Annotated in this window: 16 protein-coding genes; 13 read left to right on the top strand and 3 right to left on the bottom strand. The window is 31.1% G+C overall.

Annotated elements, in window-relative coordinates; translation table 11 throughout:
- Positions 1–5: 5 nt before the first annotated feature.
- The gene (recR, locus tag M890_RS0106525) at positions 6–623 is read right to left on the bottom strand and encodes a recombination mediator RecR (RefSeq protein WP_028282763.1); all 618 of its coding nucleotides are present in this window, start codon (positions 621–623) and stop codon (positions 6–8) included.
- Between the two features lie 169 nt (positions 624–792).
- Between recR and M890_RS0106520 the strand changes: the two genes are divergently transcribed.
- Entirely contained in the window at positions 793–2,280 is a 1,488-nt protein-coding gene (locus M890_RS0106520; protein WP_028282762.1) for a sodium:solute symporter, read from the top strand.
- Here the strand turns inward: M890_RS0106520 and M890_RS0106515 are convergent.
- Positions 2,264–2,626 carry a CoA-binding protein gene (locus M890_RS0106515; protein WP_028282761.1) on the bottom strand — a complete coding sequence of 121 codons (363 nt, stop codon included), beginning with the start codon at positions 2,624–2,626 and terminating at the stop codon, positions 2,264–2,266. The two genes, M890_RS0106520 and M890_RS0106515, sit on opposite strands and share 17 nt — an antisense overlap.
- A 101-nt stretch (positions 2,627–2,727) precedes the next feature.
- Between M890_RS0106515 and M890_RS0106510 the strand changes: the two genes are divergently transcribed.
- Positions 2,728–5,169, top strand: coding sequence for a TonB-dependent receptor (locus M890_RS0106510; protein WP_028282760.1), 2,442 nt, complete (start codon positions 2,728–2,730; stop codon positions 5,167–5,169).
- 403 nt (positions 5,170–5,572) lie between these two features.
- On the opposite strand, the gene M890_RS0106505 is transcribed toward M890_RS0106510, so the two are convergent.
- Positions 5,573–6,583, bottom strand: a complete 1,011-nt coding sequence (locus tag M890_RS0106505) for a 3-oxoacyl-ACP synthase III family protein (protein WP_028282759.1) — start codon at positions 6,581–6,583, stop codon at positions 5,573–5,575.
- A gap of 246 nt (positions 6,584–6,829) precedes the next feature.
- Here M890_RS0106505 and htpG point away from each other — a divergent pair, with 246 nt between their 5' ends.
- The 11 genes from htpG to M890_RS16410 all read left to right on the top strand — a co-directional run bounded on the left by htpG (position 6,830) and on the right by M890_RS16410 (position 18,323).
- The gene (htpG, locus tag M890_RS0106500) at positions 6,830–8,746 is read left to right on the top strand and encodes a molecular chaperone HtpG (protein WP_028282758.1); all 1,917 of its coding nucleotides are present in this window, start codon (positions 6,830–6,832) and stop codon (positions 8,744–8,746) included.
- Between the two features lie 142 nt (positions 8,747–8,888).
- Complete coding sequence (locus tag M890_RS0106495; RefSeq protein ID WP_028282757.1) at positions 8,889–9,758, top strand: DUF5694 domain-containing protein; 870 nt, start codon at positions 8,889–8,891, stop codon at positions 9,756–9,758.
- 111 nt (positions 9,759–9,869) lie between these two features.
- Positions 9,870–10,208, top strand: coding sequence for a PadR family transcriptional regulator (locus tag M890_RS0106490; protein ID WP_028282756.1), 339 nt, complete (start codon positions 9,870–9,872; stop codon positions 10,206–10,208).
- A complete protein-coding gene (locus M890_RS0106485) occupies positions 10,205–10,636 on the top strand; it encodes a GldL-related protein (protein ID WP_028282755.1) in 432 nt (143 codons plus the stop codon). Before M890_RS0106490 ends, M890_RS0106485 begins: the two co-directional genes overlap by 4 nt.
- Positions 10,637–10,660: 24 nt before the next feature.
- Positions 10,661–10,846 (top strand): hypothetical protein, encoded by a 186-nt coding sequence (locus tag M890_RS0106480; protein ID WP_028282754.1) that lies wholly within the window; start codon positions 10,661–10,663, stop codon positions 10,844–10,846.
- A gap of 332 nt (positions 10,847–11,178) precedes the next feature.
- On the top strand, positions 11,179–13,416 hold the full coding sequence (locus tag M890_RS0106475; RefSeq protein ID WP_084553578.1) for an FIDD domain-containing protein: 2,238 nt from the start codon (positions 11,179–11,181) through the stop codon (positions 13,414–13,416).
- A 372-nt stretch (positions 13,417–13,788) separates the two neighbouring features.
- A complete protein-coding gene (locus M890_RS0106470; RefSeq protein ID WP_028282752.1) occupies positions 13,789–14,220 on the top strand; it encodes a hypothetical protein in 432 nt (143 codons plus the stop codon).
- 135 nt (positions 14,221–14,355) lie between these two features.
- Positions 14,356–15,024: a hypothetical protein gene (locus tag M890_RS16415; protein WP_028282751.1), complete on the top strand. Its 669-nt coding sequence runs from the start codon at positions 14,356–14,358 to the stop codon at positions 15,022–15,024.
- A 198-nt stretch (positions 15,025–15,222) separates the two neighbouring features.
- Positions 15,223–16,440 carry an FRG domain-containing protein gene (locus tag M890_RS15840; RefSeq protein WP_157243263.1) on the top strand — a complete coding sequence of 406 codons (1,218 nt, stop codon included), beginning with the start codon at positions 15,223–15,225 and terminating at the stop codon, positions 16,438–16,440.
- A gap of 224 nt (positions 16,441–16,664) precedes the next feature.
- Complete coding sequence (locus tag M890_RS0106455) at positions 16,665–17,507, top strand: hypothetical protein (protein WP_028282750.1); 843 nt, start codon at positions 16,665–16,667, stop codon at positions 17,505–17,507.
- A gap of 120 nt (positions 17,508–17,627) precedes the next feature.
- Complete coding sequence (locus M890_RS16410) at positions 17,628–18,323, top strand: hypothetical protein (RefSeq protein ID WP_084553575.1); 696 nt, start codon at positions 17,628–17,630, stop codon at positions 18,321–18,323.
- The last annotated feature ends 71 nt before the right edge of the window (positions 18,324–18,394 follow it).

The following is an 18,394-nucleotide window of genomic DNA, read 5'->3' as shown; positions in this document are numbered from 1 at the left end:
TTAGATTATAATTTTAATGAAGACTCAAACGGAATTCTATTAATTATACTGCGTCCTAAGGTAATTTCATCTGCATATTCCAACTCATCACCAACTGAGATTCCTCTAGCAATCGTTGATGTTTCTATATTATAATCCTTAATTTGCTTGTAGATATAAAAGTTGGTTGTATCTCCTTCCATAGTTGGGCTTAAAGCAAAAATCAACTCTTTAACCTGTCCACTTTTTACTTTCTGAATCAAACTAGGGATGTTTAAATCATGTGGACCTACACCATCCATTGGTGATATTTTACCACCTAAAACGTGATATAATCCTTTATGTGACGCTGTATTTTCAATAGCCATCACATCTCTAATATCCTCCACAACACACACAACATCATCCTTTCTTAATGGGTTAGAACAAATATCGCATAGTTCGTTATCACTAATGTTATGGCATGATTTACATAGTTTTAAATCATTTACCATATGTAGCAAGGCGTTGCTTAAATTATGTGTATGCTCTTTAGGTTGTCGTAACAAATGCAAAGCTAAACGCAATGCTGTACGCTTACCAATACCTGGTAATTGCGAGATTTCGTTTACTGCGTTTTCAAGAAGTTTTGAAGAAAATTCCATAGCCACAAAATTAAGGCTTTTACTAATGATTCACGAATTTATTTTTGTTAAGAATAGACTAATAATAACTATTAATTTTAAATCAATATTATCAGACTTACAACTTTAAGCATTATATACTATAGTGCTTTTTAGTAATTTTGTACTTTGGCACTGATAAAACCCTTTTATGACTTCAATACAAATACTATTACTAATTGCAGCCTATTTTGGAGTGCTAATTTTAATCTCTTATTTTACAGGTAAAGACGACTCAAACGATGTGTTTTTTAAAGGTAAAAAACAATCGCCTTGGTATGTTGTGGCTTTTGGTATGATTGGCGCATCACTATCTGGTGTAACTTTTATATCTGTTCCTGGCTTGATTGCAGGACAACAATTTGCCTATATGCAAGGTGTTTTTGGATTTTTTGTGGGTTATCTAATCGTGTTACTAGTACTTCTACCTTTATATTACAGGCTTAACGTAACATCTATTTATCAATATCTAGAACAACGTTTTGGAATAGTAAGCTATAAAACTGGTGCCTTTTTCTTTTTGCTATCTCGTGTTACTGGTGCTGCCTTTAGATTGTTTTTAGTGGCTTTAGCTATGCAATATATTGTCTTTGAAACATTAGGTGTTCCGTTTTGGTTAACCGTAGTTATATCCATTGCATTAATTTGGTTATATACTAATCGTGGTGGTATTAAAACAATTGTTTGGACAGATACCTTGCAGACATTAGCTATGTTAACCTCTGTAATTGTAGCTATATTTTTAATTGTAAATAAATTAGATTGGTCTATAACTGAGGTTTTTAGCCAAGCATCTTTTAAATCAAAAAGTCAATTGTTCTTTTTTGATGACGTAAATAGTAGTACTTATTTTTGGAAATACTTTATTGGCGGAATTTTTATAACCATTGCTATGACTGGTTTAGACCAAGATATGATGCAAAAAAACTTAACCTGTAAAAACCCTAAAGACGCTAAAAAAAATATGTTTAGTATGTCTGTATTATTGGTCTTTGTTAATGTTATATTTTTATCATTAGGTGCTTTACTTTTTATTTATTCAGAGCAGTTTGGCGTATCAATACCTGAGGTAGATGGTAAAGTACGTACAGATTTATTGTTTCCTGAAATAGCAATGAATCAAGGTTTAGGTTTAGGATTACAAATCACCTTTTTAATTGGACTTATTGCTGCAGCTTATAGTAGTGCAGATAGTGCATTAACCTCTTTGACAACGTCGTTTTCTGTAGATTTTTTAAATATTGAAAAACTGCCAATAGCACAACAAAAACCTTTACGTAAAAAAGTACATATTGGTGTCTCTTTACTATTGATTATTGTTGTTGTTATTTTTAATGAATTAGAAGGAAGCGTCGTTAACAACCTATTTAAATTTGCAACCTTTACTTATGGTCCTTTATTAGGTTTATTTGCTTTTGGTATTTTAACCAAACGAAGCATTAAAGACAACTATGCTTGGATTGTTGGTTTAGCCTCTATTATTATCACCTATTTTATTACAGAGCTTCCTGCAAACTTTCCGGATAGTTTTATAGGTAAATATGCCTTCCATTGGGAAATCCTTCCTTTAAATGGACTTATAACTTGTTTTGGATTGTATTTAATTTCCGCGAAAGCGAAACCTAATACTGATTTGTAGATAATAACACCAAAGTACAAGCAACTTCGTAATCTATTCCGTTAGCTTTTAAAATTTGATATAATTCTGGGTTTTCTGTACCAGGATTAAATATTACGCGCTTTGGATGTAGACTAACTATATAATTATAGTAGTCCTTTTGTCTTGAAGGATTTAAATATAAAGTCACTGTATCTAAAGCGTCATAGTGTTGTAATTGTGTGTCAATTGCAACACCTACCACCTCTCCTGCTTTCATCCCAAAAGCCACAGTATCATGATTATACTTAACTAATTTTCGCAACGCAATGTTGCTATATCTATCAAGCTTTAAAGATGCGCCAAGCACTAAAGTTTTCTTATTCATAAATGTTAAATTTTAAAATAAATGTTATTCAAGCGTAACAGATCACTAATTAAGGCGTCTTTATAGCATAACCAAGTTTCATCAATCAATCAAAATCAAAAATGAAAAAACTACTCACTATTGCTTTACTATTGGTAGCCTTTAGTATTCAAGCACAAGACAAAACCAATTTACCCAAAATAGGAACCATTACTGGTACTGTATTAGACGTAACACTTAACCAACCCTTACCTTATGTAAATGTAATTGTTAAAGACACTAATAACAAATTAATTACTGGCGGAATTACAAATAACGATGGACAATTTGAGGTTAAGCAAATCCCAGAAGGGACTAATATTGTTACTATTGAATATCTAGGTTTTTTACCTCAAAACAAAACTATTGTTATTAGCAATGACAACAAAATAATAGATTTAGGAACTATAAACTTAGAAGAGGCTGCAACCAATTTGGACGAAGTGACTATTGTTGCAGAAACCTCAACAATACAACAAAAAGTTGACCGAAAAGTCATTACTATTGGTAAAGATTTACAGACTGCTGGAGCAACTGCTAGCGAGATTATGAACAACCTACCATCCGTTAGTGTGGACCAACAAACTGGTTCTATTAGTTTACGTGGTAACCAAAACGTTAGAGTTATGGTGGATGGCAAATTGTCTAATATTCCTGCAGAGCAATTACTTAAGCAAATACCATCGTCTTCTATTAAAAGTATCGAGTTAATTACCAATCCGTCTGCCAAGTATAATCCTGAAGGCATGAGTGGATTAATAAATATTGTACTTCATAAAAACACTAAAATTGGATTTAACGGAAACATAAATATTGGTCTATCGCATGATATTGAAGCTAAATTTAACAGCTCAATAGATGCCAATTACCGTAACGGAAAATTTAACGTCTATGGATCGTACAATAATAGTGTGACTAAAAACTTTAATTTTGGTGAAATAAACCGAATTGAACAGGATATTCAGCAAAAATTTGAAATTTTAAATAATAACAAATCACACTTATTTAAAGTTGGTGTGGATTATTATTTAGATGAAAAAAATACGATTTCAGTCTTTACCAATCAAAACCTATTTGATGGTTGGGTTAACGTAAATTCTGGAATAAACTATTTAGCTAATCCGTCTTTAAACGAATCTCAGTTTACAAGAAACGACAACGATAACGATTCAGAACAATACAACTTTAATTACAAACACGACATAAATGATGAAGGTCATAGTATCGAGCTAGAAGTTGACCATAATACATATAATGGTTTTGGATTTACAAGAAACACTTTTTTTAGCTCGCAACGTCCAAATTTTATTGAAGACACAGATACAGACAGACAAAGTACTACTATAAATTTAGATTATAGTAATCCTTTATCTGAAACAACTAAACTAGAATTAGGCTTGCAAGCACGATTGTTTAATACCAATATTTTTTATCAATCTGATGCCAGAGAAACAAATCAATTAGGTCAATATATACCTACAACGACAACGTTTGATTACACTAGAGACATCTATTCTGCTTATGCAACATATGGAAAAACTTTAGACAAATGGAGCTACCAATTAGGTTTACGTGCAGAGACTGTAAATGTAAATTCTGAGGCTTACAAAAAAGACTTAGCGTCTAATGAGCAAACTAATATTCCGTTTACAAATGATTATTTTAGATTATATCCTTCTGGATTTTTAACCTATACACCATCCGAGAAAAACGCGTACCAATTTAATTACAGCAGACGTGTAGATCGTCCTGGTATAAATCAGGTTAATCCTTTACCAGAATGGAATACGCCTTTAATTTCTCAGTTTGGTAACCAAGCGTTACGTCCACAGTTTACAAACTCGTTTGAAACTAATTACACAAGACAATTAGAAAAAGGAAGCATTACAGCTGGTGTGTTTTACAGAATTATTGAAGACGAAATACAACAAGCCATATTAATTGACAGAACAGATACAAATAGATTAATTTTTACAGATCTAAACTTTGATAACTCAACTGCATACGGAATTGAGTTATCTTCAAATTACAAGCCAACAAAATGGTGGAGTGTTAATGCTAGTTTTGATTTGTTTTCGCAAACTCAAAAAAGTATTGCCGAGTCTTTTGACACCAACCAAAACATTGTTTTAAATACGGTTAAAATTGACAATATCGTTTGGAATGTAAGAGCCTTTAACAACTTTAAAGTTACTAAAGACCTTAGCTTATCTGCTTTTGGAATGTATAGCGGAAAAAACAAAAACATTCAATTTGAAATGAATGATATGCTTATGGTAAACCTAGGTATGCGTTACAGCTTTTTACAAAACAAAGCTAGCTTTAGCTTAAGCTACAATGATATTTTTGATACCATGTATGCACAGTTTGAAGGTGACAGACCTTTTGCCCAAGTGGGACGTTTTAACTGGGAAAGCCAACAAATTTCCGGACGTTTATCGTACCGTTTTGGTGGTGGAAATTATAAGGCTAAATCAAGAAAACAAAGAGATGATGACACAAAATCTGGAGGCGGATTTATGTAATACTATAAACAATACCATCTAGAGGTTATTTAGTAGCTAATAAACAGTTAATGGTTAGTGTTTAAGTTAGTTGCTAAATAAAAACCCTAAAGCCTGATCAGCTTTGGGGTTTTGTTTTTTAACACGTTTTTTAGTTTAACCCCTTAACATTGTTAAAAACACGTTAAATATTGATTATCAGCGTAATAAAATTGACTTTTTGGCGTCTTAATAGTAACAAGACAGTAAATCGTTTTTATTTTTTATTTGAATTAGTCTTCACAAAAAACCCAAAAAAAGATTTATAAAGTTAAGTTTAAGTAGTTAGTTAATAGAAAAAGCCAGAAACATAAATATATGTTTCTGGCTTTTCGTTTTTATTTTTTTAAGCGTTGTTACTTGACCATTTAATAACTTAAATGTATTACCATTTAATTATTGCACTTCCCCAAGTAAATCCACTTCCAAAAGCAGCCAACACGACGTTGTCGCCTTCTTTAATTTTTCCTTCTTCCCAAGCTTCAGTTAATGCAATAGGTATGGATGCAGCAGTTGTGTTACCATATTTCATAATATTATTAAATACTTGGTCGTCACTTAAGCCAAATTTCTTTTGTATAAATTGTGCGATACGCAAATTAGCTTGATGTGGTATTAACATATCAATTGCGTCTTTATCCATATTGTTTTTAGCTAATCCTTCCATAATCACTTCACTAAAACGGACTACAGCATTTTTAAATACAAACTGACCATTCATATGCGGAAAATAACTTTCGTCATTAGGATCATTATCTGCTATAATATCATTCACCCAACGTTTACCCATTCCTGGCGCAACTAAAACTAGCTCTTCAGCATGTTCTCCTTGGCTATGTAAATGTGTAGATAATATCCCTTTACTAGTATCTTCTTCTCTTGTTAAAACTGCTGCTCCTGCTCCATCACCAAAAATTACAGTCACACCACGACCTCTTGTGGTTTTATCTAATCCATGAGAGTGCAGCTCGCTACCAATTACCAATATGTTTTTATACATACCAGTTTTAATAAAATTATCTGCAACAGATAACGCATATACAAAACCAGAACATTGGTTACGTACATCTAAAGCTCCAACCGTTTTAATATCTAAAGCATGTTGTACTTGTACACCTGGTCCAGGAAAATACATGTCAGGACTTAACGTTGCAAAAATGATAAAATCTATATCATCTTTATCTATTCCAGCACGTTCTATTGCTTGTTTGGCAGCTTTTACTCCCATTGTTGCAGTGGTGTCACCAGAGCCTTCTTTTACCCAACGTCTTTCTTTAATTCCAGTACGTTCTGTAATCCACTCATCATTAGTATCCATCATTTTGGATAAATCGGCATTTGTGACGATGTTGTCAGGTACATATTTACCTAAACCAATAATTTTTGAATTGTACATTAATTTTAATTTTATAAATTCTAAGCTATTTTTCTGTTTAAAAAAAATAGTATCGCAATTTACTGCTTTCATAAATAATCAATTCACAATTATTTTTTATTCGTTATGCATGCATAATACTTTTCGTTTATTTTTAAATGTCATCTTGTCACCTTTCAGCAATTGGCATTTTTGTTGTCTATTAACTAATCAGAAATTAATAAAAGGGTTTCGCTTAAGCGGAACTAAAAAAACAAACATAAAATCATGGCAAAAGGAAATATTAACGTTTCAGTAGAAAACATTTTTCCGTTAATCAAAAAATTCTTGTACAGTGATCACGAAATCTTTTTACGTGAGCTAATTAGTAACGGAACCGATGCAACATTAAAATTAAAACATTTAACTAGTATTGGAGAGTCTAAGTCTGAGTACGGAAACCCAATAATTGAAGTTAAGATTGATAAAGAAGGTAAAAAACTTCATATTATTGATCAAGGGTTAGGGATGACAGCAGACGAGGTTGAAAAATACATCAACCAAGTGGCTTTTTCTGGTGCAGAAGAGTTTTTAGACCAATATAAAGATAGTGCTAAAGATTCTGGAATTATCGGACACTTTGGTTTAGGATTTTACTCTGCTTTTATGGTTGCAGAAAAAGTTGAAATCATTACAAAATCTCATAAAGAAGGGACTACTGCTGCACATTGGACGTGTGATGGTTCGCCTGAGTTTACTTTAGAGCCACACGATAAGACTGATAGAGGTACTGAGATTATCTTACACATTGCAGAAGACTCGACTGAGTTTTTAGAAGAAGCACGCATTAGCAGCTTACTGTATAAGTATAACAAGTTTATGCCTATTCCAATTAAATTTGGAACTAAAGAAGTAAACGATCCAGACCACAAACCAGAAACGACTACAGATGCTGAAGGTAAAGAAACTACTGAACCTCAGAAAAAAATTACTGTAGACAACATCATCAACAACCCTAATCCAGCTTGGACTAAACAACCAACCGATTTAGAAAGCGATGACTATAATAACTTTTATAGAGAGTTATATCCATCTCAATTTGAAGACCCATTATTCCATATTCATTTAAATGTGGATTATCCGTTCAACTTAACAGGTATTTTATACTTCCCTAAGATGACTCAGGATATGGCTATGCAAAAAGACAAAATTCAGTTATACCAAAACCAAGTTTACGTTACAGATAATGTAGAAGGTATTGTACCTGAGTTTTTAACGATGTTACGTGGTGTGATTGACAGTCCAGATATCCCATTAAACGTATCTAGAAGTTACTTACAAGCAGATGGTGCAGTTAAAAAAATTAGCTCGTACATTACACGTAAAGTAGCAGACAAACTTAAATCACTATTTAATAATAATCGTGAGGAGTTTGAAGCTAAATGGAATGACATTAAAATTGTTATTGAGTACGGAATGCTGTCTGAAGACAAGTTTTTTGACAAAGCAGATGCTTTTGCTTTATACCCAACTGTAGATGGTAAATATTACACTTACGACGAGTTATACAATGCCATTAAAGCTAAACAGACAGATAAAGACAATAAATTAGTAATCCTTTACACAAGTAATCAAGAAGAGCAACACAGTTATATTGAGGCTGCTAAGGACAAAGGTTACGAGGTCTTATTACTAGACAGTCCAATAGTATCGCATTTAATGCAAAAATTAGAATCTACTAAAGAAAACATCACATTCTCTCGTGTAGATGCTGACTCTATTGACAAGTTAATTGCTAAAGACGAAACCGTAATCTCTAAATTAGACGAGGACCAAACAAAAGCTTTAGATGCGTTATTAAAAGACGTAATCCCATCAGAAAAGTTTATGGTACAGTTAGAGCCAATGGATAGCAACGCAACACCATTTATGATAACACAACCAGAATTTATGCGTCGTATGAAAGAGATGCAAGCGTCTGGTGGTGGAGGCGGAATGCAAATGTTTGGTAACATGCCAGAAATGTACAACCTTGTGGTTAACACAAACTCTGACTTAGTTAACGAGATTTTAAATACCGAAGCTAAAGACAAACAAGCACATTTAATTACACAAAGTTTAGACTTAGCACGTTTATCTCAAGGTCTTTTAAAAGGAAAAGAATTATCAGACTTTATCAAACGTAGCTACGAGTTACTAAAGTAAATCACATAATTATATCGCTTACGCGGAAATTAAAAACCACCTGTAATAGGTGGTTTTTTTATGCTTGAATGTCTCGATTTTAAAAACTAACTTCGTTATTAATCAACAACATATATTTATCAATCAAAAAAATCAATCCAACATGAAACAGTTTATCGTATTAGCTTATTTACTTTTTATTGTAAGTTGTAATAACACAAATACACCACCCAAAACAATAAAACAAAACAATGAGGTAACCACCAGTAACAACAAAATTAAAGTTTTAAACTTTGGAAGCTTTCATTTTGGCGAAACCACAGATGCTAACAGCACAGAATTTGACGAGACTAGTCCTGAAGCCCAAAAACAAATAAAACAAATTGCGCAAATGCTAGCAGCATTTAAACCTACCATTATTTGTGTAGAAAATTTACCAAGCCTAAATGACACCTTAAATAAAGACTATCAAGCGTTTCTTAAAAACCCAGACCAACTAGACACTAGTTTTGGCGAAACTAGTATGATTGGTTTTGAAGTAGGACGCTTAAATGCAGTTAGCAAATTATACGGAATTGACAATCACATGGGTTATAATTATAGCGTTGGCGATTTTTTTGAATCCAGTCCAGAATACACAAACGCTATAGATCCAAAAACCTATTTGCAACTAACTAATCAGCCCTTTAAAGATTATCCTGAAATGGCTAAACGCGATCAAAATTATGAGAAGCTTTCACTTTTAGAAAAACTAAAACTAATTAATGAGCCTTTACAATTGGATCAATCCATTGTTGCCAATGCCGACAAATTACTATATGTTGGTACTGAGGATAATTTTGAAGGCGCAGATAATGCTGCTAAATTTTATCATAGAAACATGAAAATATATTCTAATTTAAATAGAATACCAATGACTAAGCAGGATAGGGTTTTTATTATCATGGGATCTGCACACACAGCATTTTTAAGAGAATTTATAAACAGAAGTCCAAAATTTGAAATGGTCAATACCTTAGAGTACTTAAAATAATGTAAAATCTATAAATTATAAAACCACCTATTTCTGGTGGTTTTTTTATACCAATCAAAAAAAATAATACCTTTTATTAAAATGTATTCAAAAAAAATGTATATTTGACCTATGTATAGCAAAGAACTCACAAAAGGAACATTACAACCTATCATTTTAAAGCTACTAAGTCAGCATGATAAAATGTATGGTTACGAGATTACTCAAAAAGTAAAAGACCTGACTAAAGGTAAAATAGACATCTCAGAAGGTGCCTTATACCCTATTTTACACAAGTTAGAAAGCAATAATATTCTCGAGACCGAAAAAGTTTATATTGGCAAACGTGTTCGTAAATACTACTCGGTAACCAAATCTGGTCAACAAGTCATTATAGATCAAAGCAACCAGATTAACGACTTTATCAAAACCTTATCGTTAATATTTAACCCTAAACCAACGGTAAAATGAGACTAACAGACCAAAACATAGACTACATAGCTAATAATTTAGAGTTATATGGCTTAAAAAATCCAGATTTAAAAGAGGATATTTTGGATCATATTTGTACGTATCTAGAAAACGAAGAGCAACTTAGTTTTGATGAAGCTTACAAACTAGCCATCCAACAATTTGGTGGTTATCTGTCCATTACCCAAATACAACACGAAACCAACGCTCAACTATATTTTAAATCGGCTAAAAACCGTAGCAAAGTGCTTATAAGTTTCGAGTTTATAACAGCCTTATTAATCATTACAGGAAGTTTATTTAAAATCATGCATTGGCCTTTTGCAGGCATTTTAATATTCTCTGGATTTATAGTGTTAATACTAATCACACTGCCATTATACTTTTACAATAAGTATAAAGCGCAGACACTTAAATATCAATCTTAATACGAACATTAAATCAATCAAAAAATGAAAAAATCAGTTTATGTTTTAGGCTTTCTAGCCTTATTTACACTAAGTACAGCCTCTTTATTTAAAATTATGCATTGGCCTTATGCAGGCATCCTAATCTTTATAGGTTTTTTGTTACTAAATTTTGGATTTTTACCAACACTATTTTATAAATTATATAAAAAAGATGCCATTAGTAACTAATGTAACGCTGTAGCGGAAATTTAAACAACCACCTTTTAAAGGTGGTTTTTTTAGTTTTAAACAAAAAAAATAATAAAAACAACCCAGAACACAACACGAGTTAAAACACTGTAAAACAGTACTTAAAAACTAACTTCACACGTAATAATTCTCCCAATGAAAACAACCGTAAATGCTTAATGCCAAATCCATTAAACACAAAACCTGTTGATTAATAAAAAAGTGTAGCTTTGTTACACGTGTAAAATCCCTAACTAAAATCGCTTTTACTAAACAAGATTTTATACAAACGCTAATCAATCATTTTAACCAACTTCGCTAAACCAAACTTAATGAAATCACTTTTCAGTTGTCTAATTTTTATTTTATGTATTTCCTTTAGCTATTCGCAATGTAACAACAAAGTATTGTTTATTGTGGACGACTCAGGCTCTGTTGACTTTTCCGAACGTCAAGACATGCAAGCCTCAATTCAGCAATTATCAAATCAAATATTTATTCAAAACCCATCAACCGAAATTGGTTTAGTGCAATACGGACAACCTGATGCCTCATCAAACTCTCAACCTAGTTATTATGCCACTTACCCTTTTTCAATCAATCCAACCATTACCATTTTAGATAATCCTGGAGGAAATAATTTAATTCAAGATGTACTACCCAACTCCATTAACACCATGATTAATGATGGATTATTCACCACTGGTGGATTATTTGAAAACACTTCGGCTATATTTATTTTTACAGATGCCTTATTAAATTCTGGTTGCTCGTCTGTGTTAACTAATTGTACAAGTTGTAATGTATCAGATGTCTCTTGCGGATTTGGTTATTTAACAGATTTAAGTAATAGCTTAGGTGGTATTCCTATTTCTACCTATCGTGTCATTTCCGCTTTTAATCCAGCTACTGCAGATGGTATTCAACAAGGTGCAGGTGTTTTAATAGAAGGTTCAAACTTTCAGTTAAACAGTACACAAATAGATATTTTAACCGACAGTTTAATATGTATCGATGCCGATTATGATGTTTTTAATACCTGTGTTGGAGACACCACACAATTCACTTTAACAACCTCAGAACCTATTACTTCAGCCTTATGGGATTTTGGAGATGGTAGCCCAACGTCTTCTGACTTAAACCCAACGCATACCTTTCCTAATCCTGGAGATTATGTTATTACATTAACGTTAAATAGTAATGGCGAGGTCATTACAACCACAAATACCATTACAATAAGCCAGATTCCGGTTGCTAACCCAATACCAGATTATATCCTTTGTGATGACAGCTCCAATGACCAAACAGAAGGGTTTGATTTATCGACCAGAGACACTTTTATATTAGCAACGCAAAGCGACATAGACTTTATTGTAAATTATTTTGCAAACTTTACAGACGCAGACACCAATCAAAACCCATTAAACATCAATTACTTTAACACCTCTAACAACCAAGTTATATATGCTAGAATCCATAACATCGATAATCCCGAGTGTTATAGTATCACAGACTTTACACTAATTGTAGACGCACAACCTATTGCTAATCCAGTACCAGATGTTGTGGTCTGTGATGACGACTCCAATGATGGTGTAGCCACCTTTAATTTATCAAGTATTGATAATGCTGTATTAGCAGGACAATCGGCAACCACCTTTACCGTTACTTATTATGATTCTAATACAGATGCAGTAAACAATAATAATCCACTACCAAATAATTATACAAGTAACTCATCAAATCAAGTTATTTACGCTAAGTTATTTAATACCGCAAACACAGACTGCTATGCTATAACCACTGTAAACCTTGTTGTTAATGTTAAACCATTAGCTAATCCAGTTGCAGATGTTGTTATATGCGAAAACCAGTCTAACCTAATTAACCTTAATCAGTTTACAGACACAGTACTTGGCACACAAGACAGCACAGATATAACAGTCACGTATTATACCTCTAATAGTGATGCCATTGCTGGACTAAACCCATTACCTAATAATTATCAAGTAGACCAAAATACTACAGTATACATTAAAGTAGAAAATGTAATTGGTGAAGGTTGTTACGCTATTACAACAGTAAACCTATCTATTTTTGAATTTCCGTTTATGGACACTCAAACACTAGAAGATTGCCTACCTAATAATTACACGATTAATGCAGATATTGGACTAAGTAATGCCACTTATTTGTGGGATTCAGGTCAAACCACAGCAGCCATTAACGTTAATAATTTTGGCGATTATACAGTACAAATCACCATTGGTAATTGTACAAAAGACAAAACCTTTACGTTTGTAAAAGCAAATAATTGCGAAATACAACAAGGGATTTCGCCAAACAACGACAACAAAAACGACTACTTTGATATTAGCTACTTAGACGTAGACAACATTATAATTTATAACAGATACGGAACCGAAGTGTACAGTAAAGCCAATTATGCTAAAGAGTGGTATGGACAGTCTAACTCTGGACAAGAACTACCAACCGGAACCTATTACTACGTTATAAAAACCAAAACAGACCCTAAACCATTAACGGGTTGGATCTATTTAGCAAAATAACATAACGCTTTCGCGGAAATTAAAAACCACCTTTTAAGGTGGTTTTTTTATGCTTTTATTTAATTAATCATTCTTGGTACAATCCAATATTTCTGAGTTGTAATTACTTTTAAAAAAAATCTAATGCTAAATAATTGTAAATGAAGACTTAAAAAAAGGCACTTTAACTTTTTTGTTTTTTATAAACATTCTAAACAACTATAATCATCTGAAATCCAGAATACATAGGGTTTACCAAATAAAATATACGTAGTTCTACGTATACAAATGTTTCAAAAAAAGATATAATTTTGCTTAGCATCTAATCAAAAACAATAGATGTAAAATAAAAAATAAACAAACCAATATTAACCAAATCTTAAACATTTTTTTATGAAAAAAAGTACTTTACTAATTATGGCTATTACCTTATCATCTTCATTTTTACTTTCAAGCTGCGGAGTGATTTTTGGAGGTAGCAAGTACAACGCTAGAATTGAAGTAAAAGAGCATCCAAACGCATTAATATATGCAAATGGTGAGAAAATAGGAATGGGAGTTGCAACTTCTCAGTTTAAAAGAAACCAACCTTTAAAAATCGAAGTAAAGCAAGACAACTGTGAACCTAAAACAAAAAATTTCGAAAACAAATTCAGAACTGGTAATTTTATTTTAAGCACAATATCTTTCGGATTAATTGGAGTTGGTGTAGATTTAGGTACAGGAGCTTCATACAAACCAGACCACATAAATGACCCTAACATTGAGAAGATTTCTACTAAAAATTTCAGATTTACCGTAGACTACTCAGAATGTAAAGAATAATAATTATAGCCTATTACCAAAACCACCTTCTAAGGTGGTTTTTTTATGCTTTTATTTTTAGTTTACGGTTTACCGTAAACAATAATGAAACAAGTGTTATAACTTGGCTTTGTTAAAAAATCTAAATTTAAATAAATGAAAAAAATTATTTTATTAATCGCTATTACACTTATGTCTTGTGGTACAACTATAAATGCTGTTTATCCAGAAAGACTATCTGAAAACGATGTACTTCTAGAAAAAGAATACACAAAAGAAATAGGTAGCCCAATTGTCACCAAAGGAGATTTCTTACAGCAAAAAGCCTTAAAAATAACTAAAATGAAACCTTTCAAAATTAGTATGATGAATTTCCCTTATACTATCGGTGAAAAACTGCCAATGAATGGTCAAAACAATTTATATTATTTCTATTACAACAACAATGCTTCACAAAATAATACCTACCAAATAGGTATTGCTGAAAACAAAAAAACTGGAGATTTTAAAGCTTTTGTAAACTCATATTCTGGTGGTTTTTATACCAAGGAAATAACTGATTTTGAATATGAATTAACAAATGCTACACCTAAGGATTGTGATAGTTGTTTTAAACAAGAATTCATATATAATGGTAGAGTAGATAATGATTTAAAATTTGTATATCGCGAATACGTAGACAATTTAGCACGTTCTAGTTTTACTCAAGAATTACAATATGACATTAATAGTAGTAATATAATTGGCTTTAAAGGTTTAAGAATAGAAGTCTTAAACACAACTAACACATCGATTACCTACAAAGTATTAAATCCTTTTAATTAGTTAACCTACTTATATATTACTAAAGCCTAACAACTCTTGTTTTAGTTTAATTGTAGCAATAAATTTACGTAGTTCTACGTATATTATAGTTTGAAAAAATAACCTAGTTTTGACAGACACTAAAAAAAAAGGATAGCAAATAGGAATAAACTCCTTTGGGAGTTTAATTGATTGTTAGGCACAATTAAAAAAACACAATTGAGAAGATTACAAGAATACATAACGACCTTCTTTTATAGAGAAATCGAGAAAAAAGGTTTTTGTCATATAGCGGATAAAGATTTATTTGTTCTTGATGAATTAGCTGATATAATTAAATCTTACGATGTTAATTTTAAGGAATCAAAAATTACTGATAGAAAAAAGACAATTGAAAATTTAATTGCGATTGTTAACAATGAAGAAGCGTTTAATGATAAGCCACAAATAAAACAACATTTTTTGATTTTAGTAGAATATCAAATGTTTTTAGACGAAAAAGGCTTTGACAATAGATTCAAAAGAAAAGTAAGAGAATTAATAACAAAAGAGTTTTTAAAATTACACAAGAATGTTAAAGTAGTTAGAGAAAATTATTTTTTTGACCCTAAAAAAGTAGAAATTAATTTTATTGACAACCTCAATAATTTAATTAACTATCTTCAAAAAGAAACTAAAAATAATACTGACTTTTTTTATCGTGGACATTCAAATTTAGATTGGGAACTTTTACCAGCTATATATCGGAATGATTGGGTTAAAAATGAGCATAATATGTTCAGAGAAATCATTTTACGTAATTCAGAAGAATTTGCTTCAACAAAATCTGCATTTGAGAAATTAACAATAATGCAACATTACGGACTGCCTACTAGATTACTCGATATAACAAAAAACCCTCTAGTTGGACTCTTTTTTGCTTGCAATGACAAATCACAAATCGATGTGCCTGGAGAATTAATTGTTTTTAATCCAAAGCCAAATCTTGTTAAATATTATGATAGTGATACTGTAAGTATTTTGTCTAATTTATCAAAAGCAGAAAGAACGCTAAAGTTAATTTCTAATAAGGTGAAATTTAATTCAGATTTATCAGGTTTAAAACTACTTCATCTTATAAAAGAAGAGAAACCATATTTTCTTCCAGAAATTGTACCAACTGATTTAGAAAAAACACTAGTGGTAAGACCAATTAATAATAATGAAAGAATTAAAAGACAACTAGGGTATTTTTTCTTGTTTGGGTTTAAAAAGACTGTCACAAAACCAGCTGATATAAATTCTTTATATATTACAAAAGGAATACAACCAAAATTCTTTATAGAAGAAGATAAAAAAGATAATATTCTTGCCGAATTGGAAAGTTTAGGAATAAGTCCTAATACGTTATTTCCAGAAATTGAAAACGGAACTGAATATATAAAAAATAAATATTAAAAAACTTTGCCTAACACCGTTTATAAAACATAGCTAATAAGTGCTAAATCCAAGGGTTTGTGGTTATTTACAAAGTCCGCCAAAATTTTTAATTTGGCTTATTAAAAGAAAGATAATAAGAAAATTAAATAATTCGGCTCGCACTTAACCAAAAGGCAATCGTTAATTTGCACGCAACAAAACATATGCAAACACGTTAGACACAAGTAAAAACAACGACCTATATGATTAAACAAAACCCTTTTTCCGTTTACGATTTTCTTGGCTATTTAATCCCAGGTTCTTTAGTTATTTACTCATATCTAGTTATTGACTACCTAAAGAAAAATAGTTTATTTGACGTTTCTGAATTCATAGAAAATTTTTCAAACGTAAAACTTGAGGGGATTTTTTTCTTTGTTATTCTTTCTTATACTATCGGTCATTTAATAAGTTTTGCTTCATCAATAACAATTGAAAAATATGCAAATTGGAAATATAGTTACCCTTCAAAATATTTACTTGATATTGAATATAAAGGCTACTGGAAATCTTCGCAAAATTGGAAAGACATTGTGTGGAGAATTAGTATGATTTTCACACTATTTCCTTGTGTGTTTTTTGATTGGATTTTTGGTCAATTTTTAGGGTTTAAAAGATTTTACACAAAATCACTAGATGAGTTTTTACAAGATATGATTGTATCTAAAGCTAATAGACTTATTAATCAACTTGGATTAGAAAAGTTAGAGCAACCTGAAAAATATGATAATGGAAAAGGGAATGATTTTGATTTTCATAGAATTATAACTCATTACGCATATGAAAACAGTAAAAATCATCAAGCAAAAATGAGTAATTATGTAGCTCTTTATGGATTTTTAAGAACTTTAAGTTTAATCTTTAATTTTCTAGCCATTTATTTTTTAATAAGAGTGTTTTTTTTCTTGGAATTTAATCTAAATAATGGTATTATATTATTTGTATTAAGTGGAATTTCTTATTTATCATTTATGGCGTTTATGAAATTTTATAGAAGATATACATTAGAGGGATTAATGATTATAGTAATAGATAAAGAAATTTAAAAACCAGTGCCTAACATCATGTAAAAATAATTGTTTGTGACTTGCCTACTTACTAAATTAGATTCTCAAACACATAAAAGACCATAATACAATCAAGTTGTGATGCTTTTAAAAAATATTATGAATACAAGACTATTACTTTTCATTTTTTCAATGACTTTGATGTCATGTGCTGGAGTTAAAAAAAATATCGTCGTACCTGAAACGTATACAAAACTACTACCAGAATTAAATAAAATTAAAAGCTCTGAAATTGGAAGCATTGTTGTTTATAAAGAAAATGGGTTTCAAGATGATGCTATTGAAATTGCAAAAACATTTAATATTAAACCAGATGGTGTTTTAAAAGTAATTGAAGAAGGTCAAATATTTATCCATCAATATAATACCAATGATTATGAATTTTATGGCAGTGCTTCTAATTCAGAATTTGGCGTTGCGATTCCTATAAATGGAGAAAACCCATTGATTTACTTTAAAAGCATTATTGATGGCATTTACTCAACCGGAATTAATTACAATGGACTAACCTTAATAAAACCAAAAGAACAAATAGATTACAATCACATAAAAGTAAGAACAAAGAATAAAGATTATTTTAAAGAAGAATTCATTTATAATGGTCGTGTTGGTGAGGCACTTAAATTTATTTATCGCGAATATCTAAATGATTATGCAAGACCTGCTTTTACACAAGAAGTGCAGTATGATTTATCAGAGAATAAAATTATTGGTTTTCGTGGCATGCGCATTGAAATTATTAATGCCACAAACACAACAATTGAATACAAAGTTTTAAATTATTTTGAAAAATAAAAACATGGTGCAATTGTCAGTATTATCAATTGCTGATTAATAAGTGTCTTACGAAAATCCTCGCGGATTTT

The sequence above is a fragment of the Olleya marilimosa CAM030 genome, assembly GCF_000518485.1.
Taxonomy (GTDB): domain Bacteria; phylum Bacteroidota; class Bacteroidia; order Flavobacteriales; family Flavobacteriaceae; genus Olleya; species Olleya marilimosa.
This window is presented reverse-complemented; position numbering and strand designations above follow the sequence as displayed.

Excerpts from the sequence above, each read along its gene's own strand:
- recR (WP_028282763.1), bottom strand. The coding sequence starts at position 623 with ATGGAATTTTCTTCAAAACTTCTTGAAAACGCAGTAAACGAAATCTCG.
- M890_RS0106520 (WP_028282762.1), top strand. The coding sequence starts at position 793 with ATGACTTCAATACAAATACTATTACTAATTGCAGCCTATTTTGGAGTG.
- M890_RS0106515 (WP_028282761.1), bottom strand. The coding sequence starts at position 2,626 with ATGAATAAGAAAACTTTAGTGCTTGGCGCATCTTTAAAGCTTGATAGA.
- M890_RS0106510 (WP_028282760.1), top strand. The coding sequence starts at position 2,728 with ATGAAAAAACTACTCACTATTGCTTTACTATTGGTAGCCTTTAGTATT.
- M890_RS0106505 (WP_028282759.1), bottom strand. The coding sequence starts at position 6,583 with ATGTACAATTCAAAAATTATTGGTTTAGGTAAATATGTACCTGACAAC.
- htpG (WP_028282758.1), top strand. The coding sequence starts at position 6,830 with ATGGCAAAAGGAAATATTAACGTTTCAGTAGAAAACATTTTTCCGTTA.
- M890_RS0106495 (WP_028282757.1), top strand. The coding sequence starts at position 8,889 with ATGAAACAGTTTATCGTATTAGCTTATTTACTTTTTATTGTAAGTTGT.
- M890_RS0106490 (WP_028282756.1), top strand. The coding sequence starts at position 9,870 with ATGTATAGCAAAGAACTCACAAAAGGAACATTACAACCTATCATTTTA.
- M890_RS0106485 (WP_028282755.1), top strand. The coding sequence starts at position 10,205 with ATGAGACTAACAGACCAAAACATAGACTACATAGCTAATAATTTAGAG.
- M890_RS0106480 (WP_028282754.1), top strand. The coding sequence starts at position 10,661 with ATGAAAAAATCAGTTTATGTTTTAGGCTTTCTAGCCTTATTTACACTA.
- M890_RS0106475 (WP_084553578.1), top strand. The coding sequence starts at position 11,179 with ATGAAATCACTTTTCAGTTGTCTAATTTTTATTTTATGTATTTCCTTT.
- M890_RS0106470 (WP_028282752.1), top strand. The coding sequence starts at position 13,789 with ATGAAAAAAAGTACTTTACTAATTATGGCTATTACCTTATCATCTTCA.
- M890_RS16415 (WP_028282751.1), top strand. The coding sequence starts at position 14,356 with ATGAAAAAAATTATTTTATTAATCGCTATTACACTTATGTCTTGTGGT.
- M890_RS0106455 (WP_028282750.1), top strand. The coding sequence starts at position 16,665 with ATGATTAAACAAAACCCTTTTTCCGTTTACGATTTTCTTGGCTATTTA.
- M890_RS16410 (WP_084553575.1), top strand. The coding sequence starts at position 17,628 with ATGAATACAAGACTATTACTTTTCATTTTTTCAATGACTTTGATGTCA.